Source organism: Geomicrobium sediminis, assembly GCF_016908595.1.
Taxonomy (GTDB): Bacteria; Bacillota; Bacilli; order Bacillales; family Marinococcaceae; genus Geomicrobium_A; species Geomicrobium_A sediminis.
In genome coordinates, this window is record NZ_JAFBEC010000007.1 from 21,938 (window position 1) to 38,205 (window position 16,268).

General features: G+C 39.9%; 19 protein-coding genes and 1 riboswitch. Of the genes, 6 read left to right on the forward strand and 13 right to left on the reverse strand.

Annotated elements, in window-relative coordinates:
• Window positions 1–3: 3 nt before the first annotated feature.
• The 5 genes from gucD to JOD17_RS12115 are packed head-to-tail and all read right to left on the reverse strand — an operon-like array spanning window position 4 to window position 5,105.
• Window positions 4–1,410 (reverse strand): alpha-ketoglutaric semialdehyde dehydrogenase GucD, encoded by a 1,407-nt coding sequence (gucD, locus tag JOD17_RS12095; RefSeq protein WP_239575495.1) that lies wholly within the window; start codon window positions 1,408–1,410, stop codon window positions 4–6.
• Between the two features lies 1 nt (window position 1,411).
• On the reverse strand, window positions 1,412–2,296 hold the full coding sequence (locus JOD17_RS12100) for a fumarylacetoacetate hydrolase family protein (protein ID WP_204698035.1): 885 nt from the start codon (window positions 2,294–2,296) through the stop codon (window positions 1,412–1,414).
• Between the two features lie 22 nt (window positions 2,297–2,318).
• A complete protein-coding gene (locus JOD17_RS12105) occupies window positions 2,319–3,602 on the reverse strand; it encodes a TRAP transporter large permease (protein ID WP_204698037.1) in 1,284 nt (427 codons plus the stop codon).
• Window positions 3,580–4,092, reverse strand: coding sequence for a TRAP transporter small permease (locus tag JOD17_RS12110; protein WP_204698039.1), 513 nt, complete (start codon window positions 4,090–4,092; stop codon window positions 3,580–3,582). Before JOD17_RS12110 ends, JOD17_RS12105 begins: the two co-directional genes overlap by 23 nt.
• Before the next feature lie 2 nt (window positions 4,093–4,094).
• Window positions 4,095–5,105 (reverse strand): C4-dicarboxylate TRAP transporter substrate-binding protein, encoded by a 1,011-nt coding sequence (locus tag JOD17_RS12115; RefSeq protein ID WP_204698041.1) that lies wholly within the window; start codon window positions 5,103–5,105, stop codon window positions 4,095–4,097.
• Window positions 5,106–5,238: 133 nt separating this feature from the next.
• On the opposite strand from JOD17_RS12115, the gene JOD17_RS12120 reads away from it, so the two are divergent.
• From JOD17_RS12120 to JOD17_RS12130, 3 genes are all read left to right on the forward strand, one after another.
• The gene (locus tag JOD17_RS12120) at window positions 5,239–6,081 is read left to right on the forward strand and encodes an AraC family transcriptional regulator (protein WP_169962618.1); all 843 of its coding nucleotides are present in this window, start codon (window positions 5,239–5,241) and stop codon (window positions 6,079–6,081) included.
• Between the two features lie 86 nt (window positions 6,082–6,167).
• Window positions 6,168–6,929 (forward strand): SDR family NAD(P)-dependent oxidoreductase, encoded by a 762-nt coding sequence (locus JOD17_RS12125; RefSeq protein WP_204698043.1) that lies wholly within the window; start codon window positions 6,168–6,170, stop codon window positions 6,927–6,929.
• A gap of 28 nt (window positions 6,930–6,957) precedes the next feature.
• Complete coding sequence (locus tag JOD17_RS12130; RefSeq protein WP_204698044.1) at window positions 6,958–7,839, forward strand: fumarylacetoacetate hydrolase family protein; 882 nt, start codon at window positions 6,958–6,960, stop codon at window positions 7,837–7,839.
• Window positions 7,840–7,929: 90 nt separating this feature from the next.
• Here the strand turns inward: JOD17_RS12130 and JOD17_RS12135 are convergent, their stop codons facing one another.
• The 6 genes from JOD17_RS12135 to JOD17_RS21725 all read right to left on the reverse strand — a co-directional run bounded on the left by JOD17_RS12135 (window position 7,930) and on the right by JOD17_RS21725 (window position 11,367).
• On the reverse strand, window positions 7,930–8,781 hold the full coding sequence (locus JOD17_RS12135) for an MFS transporter (protein ID WP_204698046.1): 852 nt from the start codon (window positions 8,779–8,781) through the stop codon (window positions 7,930–7,932).
• Window positions 8,771–9,391: an ArsR/SmtB family transcription factor gene (locus tag JOD17_RS12140; protein ID WP_204698047.1), complete on the reverse strand. Its 621-nt coding sequence runs from the start codon at window positions 9,389–9,391 to the stop codon at window positions 8,771–8,773. The genes JOD17_RS12135 and JOD17_RS12140 overlap by 11 nt, the downstream gene beginning before the upstream one ends.
• Before the next feature lie 264 nt (window positions 9,392–9,655).
• Window positions 9,656–9,973, reverse strand: coding sequence for a DMT family transporter (locus JOD17_RS12145; RefSeq protein ID WP_204698048.1), 318 nt, complete (start codon window positions 9,971–9,973; stop codon window positions 9,656–9,658).
• The gene (locus tag JOD17_RS12150) at window positions 9,970–10,296 is read right to left on the reverse strand and encodes a DMT family transporter (RefSeq protein WP_169962624.1); all 327 of its coding nucleotides are present in this window, start codon (window positions 10,294–10,296) and stop codon (window positions 9,970–9,972) included. The genes JOD17_RS12145 and JOD17_RS12150 overlap by 4 nt, the downstream gene beginning before the upstream one ends.
• Window positions 10,297–10,375: 79 nt before the next feature.
• Window positions 10,376–10,475, reverse strand: a riboswitch (guanidine-I (ykkC/yxkD leader).
• A 67-nt stretch (window positions 10,476–10,542) separates the two neighbouring features.
• The gene (locus JOD17_RS12155; protein WP_204698049.1) at window positions 10,543–11,091 is read right to left on the reverse strand and encodes a GNAT family N-acetyltransferase; all 549 of its coding nucleotides are present in this window, start codon (window positions 11,089–11,091) and stop codon (window positions 10,543–10,545) included.
• 51 nt (window positions 11,092–11,142) lie between these two features.
• Entirely contained in the window at window positions 11,143–11,367 is a 225-nt protein-coding gene (locus tag JOD17_RS21725) for a GNAT family N-acetyltransferase (RefSeq protein WP_338028790.1), read from the reverse strand.
• A gap of 365 nt (window positions 11,368–11,732) precedes the next feature.
• Here JOD17_RS21725 and JOD17_RS12165 point away from each other — a divergent pair, with 365 nt between their 5' ends.
• Window positions 11,733–12,479, forward strand: a complete 747-nt coding sequence (locus tag JOD17_RS12165; protein WP_204698345.1) for a glucose 1-dehydrogenase — start codon at window positions 11,733–11,735, stop codon at window positions 12,477–12,479.
• 88 nt (window positions 12,480–12,567) lie between these two features.
• Entirely contained in the window at window positions 12,568–13,155 is a 588-nt protein-coding gene (locus JOD17_RS12170; protein WP_204698050.1) for a TetR/AcrR family transcriptional regulator, read from the forward strand.
• 129 nt (window positions 13,156–13,284) lie between these two features.
• On the opposite strand, the gene JOD17_RS21560 is transcribed toward JOD17_RS12170, so the two are convergent.
• Complete coding sequence (locus JOD17_RS21560) at window positions 13,285–13,413, reverse strand: hypothetical protein (RefSeq protein WP_275581804.1); 129 nt, start codon at window positions 13,411–13,413, stop codon at window positions 13,285–13,287.
• Window positions 13,413–14,507, reverse strand: coding sequence for a response regulator aspartate phosphatase (locus JOD17_RS12175; RefSeq protein ID WP_204698051.1), 1,095 nt, complete (start codon window positions 14,505–14,507; stop codon window positions 13,413–13,415). Before JOD17_RS12175 ends, JOD17_RS21560 begins: the two co-directional genes overlap by 1 nt.
• Before the next feature lie 401 nt (window positions 14,508–14,908).
• Between JOD17_RS12175 and JOD17_RS12180 the strand changes: the two genes are divergently transcribed.
• Entirely contained in the window at window positions 14,909–16,261 is a 1,353-nt protein-coding gene (locus JOD17_RS12180; protein ID WP_204698052.1) for an MFS transporter, read from the forward strand.
• The last annotated feature ends 7 nt before the right edge of the window (window positions 16,262–16,268 follow it).

Here is a 16,268-nt window from a genome sequence, read left to right on the forward strand (position 1 = left end):
TCTTCACCCTTTCACGAAAACCGTTTTCACTGATGTAAAAAATTCAATCGCTGCACGACCTTGTTCCCTTGAATGTGAACTAGAGCTTTTCATACCTCCAAACGGAGCTTGTAACTCAACGCCTGCGCTTTCTGCGTTGACACGAATTAACCCCGCTTGCATCTCGGTTGTGAACGTTAACATTTCTTGTATGTTGGTCGTAAAAATGGAAGCACTTAACCCATATTCTGAGTTATTTGCAAGTGCTATCGCTTCTTGTATACTCGATATACGAAAGAGTGCTAAAACAGGTCCGAAAATCTCTTCTTGAGCCAGTGACTTCGAGTGATCAACATTTTCAAAAACGGTCGGCTCAATAAAATAACCATCTAATGAAGAAACACGGTTTCCACCTGCAAGTAGTGTCGCACCTTCTTTTTTTCCTTTATCGATTGCTTCTAACACTTTCTCAAATTGCGCTTTCGTCGCAAGCGGACCCATCCACGTGCTTGCTTCCAATCCATCTCCAATGGTTATCGCTTCTACCGCACGAAGAAGCTTTTCTTTGAATGCATCATACACATCTTCTTCCACAATGACCCGACTTGTCGCTGTACATTTTTGACCGGTTGATTTGAGGCCGCCGCTAATTGTTGCTTCAACGGCAACATCCAAATCTGCATCCTTCGTTACGATTACAGGGTTTTTACCACCCATTTCTAGCTGGTACTTTGCACCACGCTCAAGTGCCGTTCGCCCGATCTGTTTTCCTACTGCATTTGAACCTGTAAATGTAATGGCAGAAACATAAGGGTGTTCGACAAGAGCTTTCCCGATTGCTGTCCCTTGTCCAGTCGCAATATTTACGACACCTTCAGGAAACTGTGCGGAGTGGAAGCAAGCGATCACTTTTCGTGCAGTGACAGAAGCTTCTTCTGCTGGTTTTAAAATCACTGTATTTCCATAAGCAAGTGCCGGAGCGATCTTCCAAATCGGTATAGCAACTGGAAAGTTCCAAGGTGTAATAGCTCCGACCACACCCAATGGACAACGGGTCGTATACATTAATGCATCGCTATCCGCTGATGGGATGACTTGACCGATTTCCCGCATTCCTTCACCGGCAAAGTAGCGTAAAATTGCAACACCACGTGCAGTTTCACCTTTTGCTTCTGCTAACGTTTTACCCATCTCTTTTGTCATCGTTATGGCGATGTCTTCTAATTGAAGTTGAAGTTCATCAGCCGCTCGATGTAAATACATCCCCCGCTCTGGCGCAGGCAACATTGCCCATCCAGAATGTGCACGTTGTGCACGGTTGACAATTTTCTCAAGCATCTCAATGGATAGATCTTCTACATGCCCAACGACCTCAGTCGGTCTAGCAGGATTTACACTTTTGAACGTTGCTGCCGTTTTCATCTGTGTCATCTCAAACCAGCTCCTTTTTCGTTGCATGATTACTATTTACCTTGTTCGATAACGTTCCAATTTTCGTAATTTCAATGTCAATTTGATCATTCTCCTGAAGTGTAAAATCATTATCAGGAACAACACATGTCCCCGTTAAAAGCACTGTGAAATCTTCAATTTCGTTGTCTTGTAATAGATAAGAAATCAGTTCTTCAGGTGATCGTTTTAATTGCTTAAGACTTGCAGAATCATTAAATAGCACATCGCCATTGCGTGTTATTTTGCAATAGATCGTAAAGTCGCTAATATCAGTAACGCTATCTACTAGAAGTAAGGCTGGTCCAATTGCACAAGAACGCTTCCACACTTTCGCTTGAGGAAGATACAGAGGGTTTTCTCCTTCAATATCTCGACAACTCATATCGTTTCCAATCGTATAGCCAATCAGTGAGCCCTCACGATTCATGACCAGACCGAGCTCAGGTTCTGGAATCTGCCACGTACTATCTGTACGTAATGCTACAGCTTCGCCAGGCCCAACGGTTCTTAGTGGTGTCGCTTTAAAAAAGATCTCTGGGCGCTTCGCGTCGTACACCTTATCGTAAAACGTTGTCTGATTCCTCACTTCACCTGTCGCTTCATAGTTACGTGCCTCACGACTACGCTGATACGTAACACCCGCTGCCCAAACTTCTGAAAGCTCAAACGGAACGAGTAAATTTAATTGATCAAGTTCAACATGAACCTCTTCCCAGCTTGGCATTTTATTACGAATCCAAGCAGATGAACCGCCACTAATGTCTAACAACTGACGCACCGTATCATAGGGTGCGATTTTAATCGCTTCACCATCTACAACTGCTACATAGACAATCTGTTTCTCCAAAAAGCGTATGATTCTCATTTTCTTCACTCCTTTTTTTAGTTTAAGAAAGTAATTCTGGCAACCATAGTGAAATGGCTGGAATAAAAATAATGACAAGTGTTAGTACAATAAGCAGTAACCAAAACGGGATGACTTCCTTAATAAACACTTCAATTTTCACTTTCGTGATTGCTGCTGTTGTAAACATAATCGTTCCAATTGGAGGTGTGATCGTACCAATACTCAAACAAAGGATAAAGAATATTCCGAAATGAACAGGATCAATTCCATACGTCTCAAGCATCGGTATAAAAATTGGCGTTAAGATGATGAGCATTACGTTTCCTTCAATGAACATTCCTACTATAAGTAAAAAGACAAAGATAATAAGTAAAAACAAAATCGGGTGATTAATTAAGCTTGTAATACTTGATGTTAGCGCTTGAGGCACTTGTTCTAACGTCAAAATCCAGCCGAATGCAGTCCCTGCAGCGATAATAATCATGACTGTAGCAATGATTAGTATCGATTCTTTTAATGCGAGCCATAAATCTTTGAAGGTCATTTCACGGTAAATAAAAAAGCCTATAATTAATGCGTACACAACAGCTATTGCTCCTGCCTCAGTTGGGCTGAAAGCGCCTAAACGAATACCGCCAATAATTATAATTGGCAAAAGCAAAGCGAGCAGTGCATCTTTTGAAGCAACCAGAACATCTGTAATTTTTGGTCGCTCTTCCTTTACTTGCTCAAACCCACGCTTTTTCGCAGCAAAGTGTACATAAATTAATAGAAAGACTGCAAGTAATAATCCTGGAATAATCCCCGCAATAAACAAATCACCAATTGAGACATTACCAACATATCCATACAGGATTAAAGCAATCCCAGGTGGTAAAATCGGTGTAATTAATGAACTTGTCGCTGTTAATGCTGCAGAAAATCCTGGTGCATAACCCTTTTTCACCATTCCAGGCACGAGAATTTTGGATTGCATAGCAGCGTCAGCAACATTGGATCCAGATAAGCCACCAGTTAATACACTCATAGTGACGTTGACTTTTGCGAGTCCACCAGTAAGATGGCCCGTCACAAGTTTTGCAAAGGTTAACATACGGCGTGTGATGCCTGTATAATTCATAAGTACGCCAGCGGTAATAAAGAACACAATACCTAGCAATGGAAAAGACTCGACGCCACTAATCATCCGTTGGGTTAACGTTTCATTCATAAAACTGTCGTTCGTTAAAAAGTAAAGTAGTGAACCTCCAAGCATCGCATACGCTACCGGTACATTTAGCAAGATCAACAAAAGGATGAGACTAACGATGAGAAGAATCGTCATCTTGTACAGCTCCTTCCTCTTGCATAAACCAAGATTTATCACGTCTAATAGCAACCGTAAGTAAGTGGTACAGTGCAAGTACGCCACCTAATGGAATGGCTACATAAATCAATTTAAAATCAATGCCTAGAACAGGTGTTACCTTCCAGTGAGTATCTATCATTAATAGAAATCCCCAATAAATAAAAACAACGGACGTGACCAGTATAAGAACAAACCATCGGAGCCATTGAATAAAGTGAAACCATTTCTTTGGCAACTTCCGAATAAAATAATCAATGCCTACATGTTCATTACGCTTCATCACTGAACTTATACCAATGAACGTAAGCCACACGAACAACGCAAGTGAAATCTCTTCGCTCCATGTTAACGGTTGAGATAATACAAAACGAAAGAAGACATTGGAAGCAATAATAACGATGATTAAACTTAGAGCAACGGTTGCGATGACATCATCTACCTTTTCAATCATGCTTCGTATCTTCATTTTTAATCCTCCTTAGGTCGCTCTTCCATAAGTTCCAACACATGTTCATATAAACCAGGCGACCAGGCGGGCATTGAATCATAAAAAGGTTCAACTGCTTCTCGGAACAGTTCTTGGTCAACCTCATGGATGGTCATGCCTTCATTTTTAAATGTTTCTAGAGCTTCTTTCTCTTCTCGTTCTGTAATTTCATGCGTGTACCTTGCCGCTTCTTCACTAGTTTCAGTAAGAATCCGTTCTAAATCTTCAGGCAAATCATCCATCATTCCAGTTCCCGTTACCCAAATACTCATCACTTTCATATGACCGGTTAATGTCAGATGATTTGTCACTTCATTGGTTCGAGTTCCTTGCAACACAGGCAAAGGATTCTCTGCTCCATCAATAACACCTTGTTGAAGTGATGCATACAAATCACCAAGTGGTAAAGGAGTTGGTGAGGCTCCAAGCGCATGGAATGCCCGTATATATAGATTATTGTTAGGCACTCGTATTTTCATGCCTTGCAAATCTTCTGGTGTCGTGACCGGTGTTTTCGTCATCAGATGTCGCTCACCATAAATGGTTTCTTTTCCTAGAAGTGCTAGTCCCATGTCATTCATGTCATTTTCTAGGTCTGCATACCAATCTGTTGTAGTTAAATAGAGGAGGTCATCAAACTCTTCCGCCAAATACGGGGCTGCTAAAATTCCTAGGTCCGGAACATAATCCATCAAAAAATCGTAAGCCGTAAACACAATAACATTGTTGCCTCTCATAGCAAGTTCAATCATGTCACTCTCGCCTCCAAGTTGAGAACTTGGATAGACATTTAGTTGCAAACGACCATCACTCTCCTCTTCAGCAAGTTCTGCCCACTTGTGCGCTTGCTGGTCTAGCGGTTCGCCGGGTTGATTTCCGTAAGCGATGTTAATCGTGTGCACATCTTGCTCGACTGCAGCGGATGTGCTTAAGGAACAACCTGATCCGATAAGGAGCATAGCACCTAAGACACTGACAAGCCCTCTTCTCATTTCAATTAATCTCCCTTCAAAAGAAAACGCTTTCAACATGTTTTATTTATGCTATCATGAAATCATTACGCAATGATATTGCGATTTCTAGTGAAAAACTTGCGTATTTTAATCTATTAAGGGAGAAGATTCTATGGATGCGATCGTGAAAGAGTTTGATGAATCCAATGTTGTTCCATTTCACATGACTTTCCACCATACAAAAACAAAGTATGAAGAACTTCCACATCACTTACATGAATGGCACGAAATCTTTTTAGTTCATAAAGGGAAAAGCCGTTTTTTTATTGATGATTTGTTTTATGACCTAGAACCTGGAGATATTGTTATTATTCCAAGCAATGTGATTCATTGTACTCAACCTGCTGATGGCGCTCTTTTCACGAGTTCCGCATTGTTTTTTTGTCCATCAATCCTTACCGGAAACAGTGATGTACTCACTGATTTATTCTCTTCTTCAAAGCTACAAAGAAAACATCGCTATCATCTAAGCGAAGAAAAGCAAAGTGAATTTCTAGAACTCTTAAATAAGCTTAATCGTGAAACCTCCACATCGGATCGCTATACAGGCGAAATGTCGGTCATACTCATCCAATCCATTGTGATCTTCTTAAGTCGACATTGTCATACGACACCAAATGAGACGGCAGGTATGCCAGACTGGATTCATCATAGCCTTCACTATATTAATGATCATTTAGATGAAGAGATTGAACTCACACAACTCGCATCCGCCGCTTGTGTGCATCCAGCGTATTTTAGTAAGCGATTTAAAACGACGATCGGATTAACGTTTAGCGATTTTATTAAATCAAAGCGAATGATTAAAGCGAAAGAATTACTCCGGAACACCTCTTGCAGTGTACAAGACATTGCAGAACAGTGTGGTTATAAGAGCATGCCCCATTTCTTCAGAACGTTTCGCGCAACGACAGGCAAAACGCCTTCGGTATATCGTAAAATGAGCTTAAATTAAGGTATCTTTTCGCTAAAATAAGCAATTCTATTCTCTATTTTGATGTGCTACAGTAAGCACATGATCAATAATGAGGAGGAAATCGTATGCGCTTACGTCAGAAAATTGCCATTATTACAGGCGGTGGTTCAGGTATTGGTCAACGTACAGCTATACGCTTTGCAAATGAAGGAGCAACTGTCGTTATCGCAGACATTGACCCTGAGAATGGCCAACAAACTGCCGATGCTCTTAAAGGAGATCAACGGTTTATTAGGACCGATACGACAGACGCGAGCTCTGTACATGAAATGGTCGAAAAGGTCATAGAGGAATACGGGCGAATCGATGTCTTGTTTAACAACGCTGGAGTTAGTGGTGTTGGTCGATTGCATGAAGTCGATGAACATGACTGGGACCGTGTGATGAATATCAATGTGAAAGGCGTATTCTTGCCGTCGAAATCAGTGATTCCACATATGATAAAAGCAGAGTCTGGAGTTATTGTTAATATGTCTTCTTGTATCGCAGAAATTGGTCTTGGAGAACGTGCATCCTACGCGACATCTAAAGGCGCAGTGCTATCATTAACGAAACAAATGCAAGTAGATTATGCCAAATACAACATTCGTGTTAACGCTCTGCTCCCTGGCACGATCATGACACCCTTTGTAGAAGATTACTTATCTCGAGCAGAAGATCCCGACAAAGCAATTGCAAAGATCAAGACGCGCCAATTGTCAGGTGACCTTGGAAAGCCCGAAGATGTTGCCGATGCTGCACTTTTTCTTGCATCAGATGATTCTCGATTTATGATGGGCTCGCCACTATACGTTGACGGTGGCGTCGTTTTTGGAAAGGACGCTTAAACATAACTAGGACAGGAGATGAAGATTCATGAAACTAGCCAATCTAGAAGTAAACGGCAATTCGCACCTTGGAGTCTGTATCAATGACTCGATCATCGACGTAACGAAAGCATTAGCAAACGAACAACGCACAGATTTGCCAACGTCAATGATGGATTATATTAACGCAGACGACCATACACAACATGCCTTTCAAGATTATGTAACGACACTTTCTAAGACCAACCCAGCTAAAGTAGCCGAATCAGAAGTTACATTTGGTCCAGTAGTACCCCATCCTGAGAAGATTATCTGCGTCGGATTAAATTACCGCAAACATGCAGACGAGACAAATTCTCCTTATCCTGAGGTACCAATTTTATTTAATAAATTTAACAATACCCTCACGGGTCATAACCATAATGTAGTGGTACCGAATGTTACGAAAGAGTTGGATTACGAAGTGGAACTTGCGATTGTAATCGGTCAAACGGCAAGCCAAGTGTCTGAGGACGAGGCACTTAATTATGTGCTCGGTTATGCAACCGCAAATGATCTCTCAGCAAGGGATTTACAACTGCGCACACCACAATGGTTACTTGGAAAGACACTTGATGATTTTAATCCAATTGGACCTTACTTAGTAACAAAAGATGAAGTACCCGACCCACAACAGTTAGCACTAACAACTACAGTGAACGGTAAGACTCGGCAAGATTCCAACACATCAGATATGATTTTTACATGTAAAGAAATCATTCGTTACATCTCACAGCATTTCACCCTAAAACCAGGGGACATCATCTTAACTGGAACGCCCGAAGGAGTCGCCATGGGGATGCCTGAAACAGAACGAGAATACTTAAAGTCAGGTGATACCGTTACAGTAAGCATCGAGAAGCTCGGTTCTTGCACAACGCGATTTATCTAGTAGGGACAGTCCCCCACCACTTTATAGCATTAAAGTGCATTGTAAAAGGAAGACTGCAACACGTTAACATGTTGCAGTCTTCCTTTTTGTTCAATCAGCCAATACAAAGCCTCGCAACTTCCAAAAGCTTATGCATGCCGTACAAATCAATACAATTCCACTCACAAGCAAGATCGTTCCAATTGATATCGAGATCGATAATAACCAAGCGGTAATCATGTATGAGATTGGTGCTAAGCCCCTTGAAGCCGTTCCGAGCATACCTGTTACTCTTCCTAGCATTTGTGGGTCTGTTTTTTCTTGAATTAACGTACGAATCGGTATATCGCCAATACTAATTGCAATTCCAATCAATGCTAAGACGACAATCGCTTGCCACAATGTCGTAGACTGACTTAACAATAACAACGTCATACCGAGCAAGATGAGGCGCGTAACAGATATTATTCCCCGCCTCTTTTTAGGGTTCCACGTTGCAACGTTTAACGCACCGAGAACCATCCCAATCGCAAACGATGCTTCTAGTAAGCTAAGATCAAATGCACTTCCTTCCAGAATATCACTAACAATAATCGGCGATGCCATCGTTCCTGGACCTGTGATAATTAAATTCGTAATAATACTAATCGTCATAGCCCCTATAAGAAACTGCGACTTCAAGGCGTATTGAAAACTATCACGTAGTTCTCTAAAGATCGTCGTTTTTGTACGTTTCTTTTCTGTTTCAAAGCCAAGTAAAGGCAGTATACAAATCGCTCCAACAAGTAACAGTACAACGACAGTTCCAAAGACAAACTCAAAAGAACCTAATGTTTCTGCAAGTAAAAAAATTGAGAATGCAAATCCTGTAAATGTACTTGATAACAAAATTAAAATAAAATTCCGATTCTTTAAAAGTGATGTAAGCGTCACTTCCCCGTTGATCGTTTCCTTATTGTTCATTCGAATCTCGTTTCTTTTGCGTATCAATCTCTTCAAAGAATGGCTCATCTAATTGGAAACCAATCGTAGTCAAATAATAAGGTTTACCTCCTTCTCCATCCATCTCATAAAATTCATCAACCAGTTTTCGGTATTTAGCAATCCATTCAATGAACTGCTCTTCACGAAGTCGCGTCTCGACTTGCATCGCAATCGCAGGTCGTTTCGTAGGGTCTGAGCTTTTTAATTTAAATGCTTGATCCGGTGCTGCTAAAGCGCGAAGTCTTGCCCGTTGTAATACGTTTAAGACCGTACCTCGAAAATAATCCCCGACCTCAGCCGCATGGGGCATCAATTGTTCGCTAGGAAAGTAACTTTTTGCAACGGCTTTATAAAACTTTTGAACAACACTCTTTTTTTCTTCTTTATGTACGACTTTTATAAATTTGTTCCTTTCAAGCTCAAGTAGTGCGTAATGTACTTTAGAACGGGGAACCTCTAGCGTTTTTGCTAGTTGTTGTCCAGTATATGCTTGTTCAACAAGCATCGTTAAAATGTGAGAACGAAACGGATCACTAACTGCTTTTAATTGTTCATGGTTTTCAATCATCATGTACGAGTTTTGTTCCATCGTTGTTCCTCCTTATTAATTTGACCCGAGTTATTTTTTTAACTCGCATTTATATAATCACTTATATCTGCACAATTGTCAAATTATTTTAAATTAACGAACGGTTGGCTTTCCTTTCTCATTAGCAATGAGTTATTATTTATTACTTTTACATTTTATCAAATTAATTACGGTACGTGAAATTATAAAGATTTTCTCTTAAAACAAAGACGTCGCCCTCTTCTATATATAAATCACCACCCCTCAACTCGAGGAGTGGTGTCGTTAACCTGAAACAACTCGTAAACCGATAACAGCCAAGATAATGACTGCCAAACAAGCGATGCGTTTTACATCTTTTGAGTCGTTGTAAAAAATCATCCCGATCACTGCACTTCCTACCGTCCCCATTCCTGTCCAAACTGCATAAGCAACACCTAATGGGATCGTCTCCATCGCAATCGATAGCAACGTAAGACTAATGGCAAATCCAAAAACGATAAACAATATACCGCTTACTTTCTGCCCTTGAATATAACGCTGTATCCCGTTCACCCCGGCGACTTCAAGTAAACCCGCAATGATGAGTATCATCCAACTCATGAGTGCTCTTCCTCCTTTTTACCTGTTACCATTTTTAGACCTAACACTCCACTCAGAAGCATAGCGACGAAGAAAACGACCCCAATATTTAGAGACGTTCCAAAAAAGATGATATCGACCGCCACAGTCCCTACGGTTCCAAGCCCGACAAAAACCGCATAAACCGTACTTGTCGGTAAAGACGATGCAGCACGTATTAACAAGCCAAAACTAATAATGATTGCAATGATTGTTAACGTCCACGTCATTACATCATTTGCATACTTTAATCCCGTTGCCCAGCCAATTTCAAATAACGCGGCAATCACGACTGTAATCCACATACGCTCACCTCTTTTTTATTATTCCCGAGACTTTTTAAAACATGAAAAAGCCCGGGACATACTGCGTAAATTACGCAATATCTCCCGGGCTTTTTTCCCTCCGTGAACAGCACGAATCTTGTGCTGCACTTCCCCTCGGACCAGACCTCTCTTCGAGCGGAACCCTAGAAAGTGTTTATTTATTCTTTTACTAACTACCGTTAGTTACTATTATAGCAAATCTTCGTCATTTAGGCAACGTCATACTTAATCATTAGGATTTAATAAAGAAAATCGTACATGATCTTCCCGCCGGTCATTAACTTTAAGCATTTGCTTTGTCAGTCCTTCTCGTTCAAATCCTAGTTTCTCAACGACCCGAATAGAAGCTTTATTCTTCGGCATAATCGGCGCTTCAATGCGATGGATGTGGTACTCTTCAAACATAACATTAATCGCTAACCGTAATGCTTCAGTAAGATACCCTTTCCCATTTTCGTCCATGTCCATCTTATAGCCAACATAGCACGACTGCATAATACTGCGAATAATGTTCGAGAAATTAATACAACCGATAAGTTTTGTCTCCTCTTCTTTTTTACAGATCCAAAACTTCACAGCTTGTCCGTTCGTGTAATGCACTTGATCTTGTTTTAGTAGCTCAACTTGTGTAGCAACTGTGAAAAACGCTTCACTCTTTTTTGCCTCCCATTTTTCTAAAAACTGCTTGTTCTGTATGTAAAATTGCAAAACTTGCTCCGCATGCGAAGGACCGAGTTGCTTTAATTGAAGTCGGTCTGTTTCAAATTGCTTCATTTTCCTCACCTCTTTTGATCACTGATATCGTAGGCTTACGTACTTTTCGTTCTATGTCGTTGCATAGCCTCTTTGCTTCGTTTGATAAATAAACCCTTTTGCTTTATAAAACGGAATGCCCTTTTCATTATGTTGTTGTACAGAAACCCATTGCTCTGTTGCACCGAGTGTTAGTTGCTGCTTTGTAATTTCAGCAAGTAACTTTGAACCAATCCCCTCATTCCGACGATCGGGGGTCGAGATACAAAACGAACAGCTCTGCGCTTTGTTCAGCAATCATTCCGCCACCACCTGCACCAACTACGCTTCCATTGTCTAGTGCTACAAAATAACCACCCCAATGTCGACTCGTTTCTGTCACTTCTCTACTAACACGGTCCTCATAATAAAACTCATCACAGATCCTTTGCAGATGCTAGCTCTTTATACGTCGACCAGTACCCTCTCGTGCATACTGAAATACCTACTACGTGTTGCTTTTTTAACTTGGATCATCTTCTCACCTCTTCTAACTATTATGACATAAGCAGTCGAGGTACATTGATTAGCTTTTCGTTGGCTTTTTTAGAGTAATATGATATAACAAAGATGTGAACTAATTTACATATTGTAAATTATATAACCGTTGACGGAGGAGATTCATCATGAGATTACAAGATAAAGTTGCTATTATTACCGGTGCTGCAAATGGGATGGGCGCGAAAGAAGCGGAATTGTTTGCTGCTGAAGGAGCGAAAGTCGTCGCAACAGACGTGAATACTGAGCAGTTAGAAAAACTCGTCTCTCGTGTAAAAGCTACAGGTGGAGACATTTTAGGTATCACCCATGACGTGAGTTCTGAAGACCAATGGAAAAGTGTGATTGCAGAGACTCTTGATACGTATGGAAAAGTGGATGTACTCGTCAACAATGCTGGTATTTCAATTAATAAAAGTTTTGCAGAGCTAACGATGGGGCAATGGAACAGCGTCATGGACGTTAACTTAAATGGCTGCCTTCTCGGGATGAAATATGCAATTCCTGAAATGAAAAAAACAGGTGCAGGATCTGTAATTAACATTTCTTCTATTGGTGGCATTGTCGGTATGGCAGGTTCAAGCCCTTACACCGCTGCCAAAGGAGCACTACGGTCCCTCTCCAAATCAGCCGCCGTTGAATACGGAAAAGATAACATTCGCGTAAACTCTGTACACCCTGGCATCATTGTGACACCAATGACTGCTGAATCAATGGAACAAGCGATGCCGTATTATCAAATGCACACGCAATTACCGAACCTCGGGGATCCAGAAGATGTGGCCTATGGTGTACTCTTCTTAGCGAGTGATGAATCAAAATTTATGACAGGATCAGAACTCGTCATTGATGGTGGTTGGACCGCCTTATAATATTGAGCAAAAGAAATCAGGAAACCACCCTGATTTCTTTTGCTTTTCTATGGTAAACTTTGTACGACCAATATAGTAGGTGATCGATATGAAAAGAATTGATCCAAGGCAACATCGTTCTATCGAGAAATTACACAAAGCGTATTTAACGCTAGCGAGAGAAGAGTCCTCACCATTAACCATTCAACTATTGTGCAAAGAAGCAAACGTCACGCGCCCAACATTTTACAAACAATTTAAAGACATTGCGGACCTCAAGTATCATCTTCATGACACGTTGTTGCGTAAATTAAAAAAATCGTTAACGATTGTTAACCCTAAGCCGTTATCAGAACTACAACAAGAAGAACGGTCTCGTTATTTAACCGCTTTATTTGAACATATATACGAGAATCATTCTACATATGAAACACTTCTCGTTGAGCAAGCGGATTCAAGGTTTATAAATCATATGAAGTCTGTTCTACATGACTATATCGACGAAGGGATTACGTACACCGGATATCATCATCAACTTCGTGTTGAACGCCCATTGGTAATTTCTTTTATTTCCGGCGCCTATATAGAAAGCATTACGTGGTGGATTCAACATCATTATCCATACACACCAACTCAAATGGCTGCCCAACTTATCGACTTATCAATTTATGGTCCGTATAACTTACATGATGAGTAGCTGCCTGTTTTCTTAGTGATCAACTCCCAAATTTTTTAAAAAGCACCTTTAAGAAAGCTAAATAAAAAAAGTAATCATCTTTGATTCGTGATGATTACTTAAGTCTGAAACTTTGTTAACTAAACCATATCAAGTTACATCGTTTTTGTCTTTTGGTTCAACAATGGAGCTTTCTGCCATTTGATTGTCTAAAAGCGTTGCGTTAAAGCCGAACGCCATAACAACAATTAAACCGGCTGTTGCTAATTTCTTAAGCATTAATAATCACCTCCTAATATGGGTGCTACATAATTTGTGTAGTCCAAATAATAATAGGCCATTTTATATTCTTCATTGTGCAAATGAAAATTTGATAGCTCCTTCGTAACATCTTTAAGTTCGTATAGTAACTTTTTCTCTTTTAACATAGATAGTCCGATATTAATTTTGTTTGTGTCAGGGCAATCATGTAAGTACAACTCGCGACAAATAATACCTCGCGCTGCAAATTCACTCAAACTTTGATCGTTATTATTTATTTCGTTTTCTACTTGGTTTAACAATTCTTTCCCTTGATCCAGCGCGCCCATCTTTAGCCAAGAATGCGCTAACTTAAATCTATTTTTAATGCCAACGTTTTTTTGATCTTGATTCCCTGTTTTTAGAGCCACCAAATAGAGCTCTGCAGCTTTATGATACCTCCCAAACCGAAATTCATTGTTAGCCTTACTTCGAATGGCCATAGACTTTGTCAAAGGTTCATGTATAGAGAGCAAGACAGCTTTTTCCGAACATTCAATTGATTCTTTATCATACCCCGCTTCAGAAAGTATGCCTGCTTTAATAATAGAAAGATTTGCTTTGAGCCGATCGTGATGTTTTGAGTTCCTAACCAAGTAATAAGAACGATTAAGATAGTTAAGTGCGGTTATATTCTGATCTAACCGATAATAAACATATCCTGTTCTAAAATAGAATTCCGCTTGTTCAAATTTACTCACATAATCCAAACTTTTCTCAGCTACTCTAAGTGATTCAATAGAATTGATGTAATCTTCATTGTTCATCATTATTGTTGCTTGCATGAACTTGTGTAAGTATTTCAATGTTCGATCCGTTGTTTCAATTACATCCTTATCTAATAAATTTGATTGATAAAAATTAGAATGAAGAGAGATTTCATTCGTAATTAATTGATGTTTCAAATTGACTAAATCATAATAGCTTTCTATCTGTTTCGGTAGATGAATCGGAGAAAGCAAGTGGTCTATTTCTTTTTTTAATTTTCTAGCATCTTCTAACTTATATGTGGATAATTGAGTAAACCATTGACCAATTAACTGTAATAATTGATTTTCATACGTCTTTGTCACCTTACAGCACCATCCAAATCTCTTCAAACATCTAAAATATGACTAGAGCGAAGAATAGTTAAAAATCACTTCCCTAATTAACATCAGTTCCTCTTCTTTCAATTCTCGATTTAGTTCATCTTCTATCTCCTGAGTAACTAAAGCGATAATTTTTTCTATGTTTTCCATTATAATCCATTATATAATACAAGCCTTAAATATTCAATTAATTTTTACAATTCTTACTAAATAATTTAAATTAAAACTATGATATGTACTATAATTTCATATTTGTTTACAAAACACGCTAGTTTAATGTAGATCTAAACATCAACATTCCGAAATAAACTATAGATAAAAAATAAGTTGTAGATATTTTTTAACACAAAAAGCACGTATCATTCGCTACTGGAGGAACGTTTATGACGAGTGTACCTACCACCAAGACGACAGAAGTGTTCGCGTTTAATGAACGACTAGTGCTAAGTTTTTGGGCGATTGGCATGTGGCTGATGACGATGAATACAACGATGTTTAATGTTGCTCTTCCGTTTGTCATCCTTGATTTTCAGTTAACCTCATCTGTGGCTACTTGGATCGTATCCGGTTACTCCATTGTCTTTGCCATCTCTGCTTTAACATTTAGTCGCTTGTCAGATTATGTACCGATAAAAAGGCTCATTAGTGTTGGTTTAATCATCTTAGGCTTCTCGTCTTTGCTAGGATTTTTTGCAACGAATTTTACCACACTGCTCATTGCTAGACTTCTTCAAGCCATTGGTGCAAGTACGCTACCATGCCTTGCCATCGTTTTATCGTCAAAATACATTCCGATTACTAGGCGAGGAAATGCAATGGCGATCATTGCAGCAGCGGCAGCACTTGGATTTGGGATGGGACCTCTCGTTGGTGGTTTTTTTACAGAATTTTGGGGATGGAATTATTTATTTTTAGCGCCGTTTGTTATCCTGTTTATTCTACCTGTTTTGCGACGAAATTTACCTGAAGAATCCATTCAACGCGTTCAATTTGATGGACTAGGAGCCATTCTCGTTGGGGTTGCGGTTATTTCTACCCTTTTAGTCATTACGAGCGGTATTTTTGTCGCGATCATCATTGCAATTCCTGCATTTATTTTACTTTGGAAACACGTACACAAGACAGCCATTCCATTTATACAGCCTGAGCTTCTGCATAACCGCCGGTTTTTAACGTTAACCGTCTTTCCATTTACTTCATTCTTTATGAACTTCGCAACGATGTTTTCTATTCCAATTTTGTTATTCGAACTGTTTGATCAAGATCCACTTCAAATTGGATTAATTATGTTTCCAGGTGCGTTACTTGCAGCCATTTTAACGCAATCATCTGGGAAGTTCATTGACCGTAAAGGTCCGCTCGTCGTCATGTTACTCGGTCTTCTATTACTTAGTTTTGCGACGATTTTCTTTGCATTGTTTGCCAGTTTCTCGGCGTATGTATCACTCAGTCTACTTGTCTTTATGATTGCCGGCTCCAACATCTTAATGGCGAGTGCGAACAATGAAATCTCACGCGTACTCCCACAAACACTAATCGGTGCCGGAATGGGTTTCTCACAACTCGTCCAATTTATAGGTGGTGCATTTGGTGTTGGTGTGACTGGATTAATTCTTTCGCTACAGCAACACGGCGAAGCTGCACAAACGTTTCGAAACTTGTATTTACTTCTGTTAATCTGGTTACTAGTTGCGATGTTTGTGTTTTTCGTTTACCGGAAAGCTAGGAAAGAGTGAAAAGTCT

What these genes read in the sequence shown, in the direction of transcription:
- gucD (WP_239575495.1), bottom strand. Translation starts at nt 1,410, where the DNA reads ATGACACAGATGAAAACGGCAGCAACGTTCAAAAGTGTAAATCCTGCT.
- JOD17_RS12100 (WP_204698035.1), bottom strand. Translation starts at nt 2,296, where the DNA reads ATGAGAATCATACGCTTTTTGGAGAAACAGATTGTCTATGTAGCAGTT.
- JOD17_RS12105 (WP_204698037.1), bottom strand. Translation starts at nt 3,602, where the DNA reads ATGACGATTCTTCTCATCGTTAGTCTCATCCTTTTGTTGATCTTGCTA.
- JOD17_RS12110 (WP_204698039.1), bottom strand. Translation starts at nt 4,092, where the DNA reads ATGAAGATACGAAGCATGATTGAAAAGGTAGATGATGTCATCGCAACC.
- JOD17_RS12115 (WP_204698041.1), bottom strand. Translation starts at nt 5,105, where the DNA reads ATGAGAAGAGGGCTTGTCAGTGTCTTAGGTGCTATGCTCCTTATCGGA.
- JOD17_RS12120 (WP_169962618.1), top strand. Translation starts at nt 5,239, where the DNA reads ATGGATGCGATCGTGAAAGAGTTTGATGAATCCAATGTTGTTCCATTT.
- JOD17_RS12125 (WP_204698043.1), top strand. Translation starts at nt 6,168, where the DNA reads ATGCGCTTACGTCAGAAAATTGCCATTATTACAGGCGGTGGTTCAGGT.
- JOD17_RS12130 (WP_204698044.1), top strand. Translation starts at nt 6,958, where the DNA reads ATGAAACTAGCCAATCTAGAAGTAAACGGCAATTCGCACCTTGGAGTC.
- JOD17_RS12135 (WP_204698046.1), bottom strand. Translation starts at nt 8,781, where the DNA reads ATGAACAATAAGGAAACGATCAACGGGGAAGTGACGCTTACATCACTT.
- JOD17_RS12140 (WP_204698047.1), bottom strand. Translation starts at nt 9,391, where the DNA reads ATGGAACAAAACTCGTACATGATGATTGAAAACCATGAACAATTAAAA.
- JOD17_RS12145 (WP_204698048.1), bottom strand. Translation starts at nt 9,973, where the DNA reads ATGAGTTGGATGATACTCATCATTGCGGGTTTACTTGAAGTCGCCGGG.
- JOD17_RS12150 (WP_169962624.1), bottom strand. Translation starts at nt 10,296, where the DNA reads ATGTGGATTACAGTCGTGATTGCCGCGTTATTTGAAATTGGCTGGGCA.
- JOD17_RS12155 (WP_204698049.1), bottom strand. Translation starts at nt 11,091, where the DNA reads ATGAAGCAATTTGAAACAGACCGACTTCAATTAAAGCAACTCGGTCCT.
- JOD17_RS12170 (WP_204698050.1), top strand. Translation starts at nt 12,568, where the DNA reads ATGAAAAGAATTGATCCAAGGCAACATCGTTCTATCGAGAAATTACAC.
- JOD17_RS21560 (WP_275581804.1), bottom strand. Translation starts at nt 13,413, where the DNA reads ATGCTTAAGAAATTAGCAACAGCCGGTTTAATTGTTGTTATGGCGTTC.
- JOD17_RS12180 (WP_204698052.1), top strand. Translation starts at nt 14,909, where the DNA reads ATGACGAGTGTACCTACCACCAAGACGACAGAAGTGTTCGCGTTTAAT.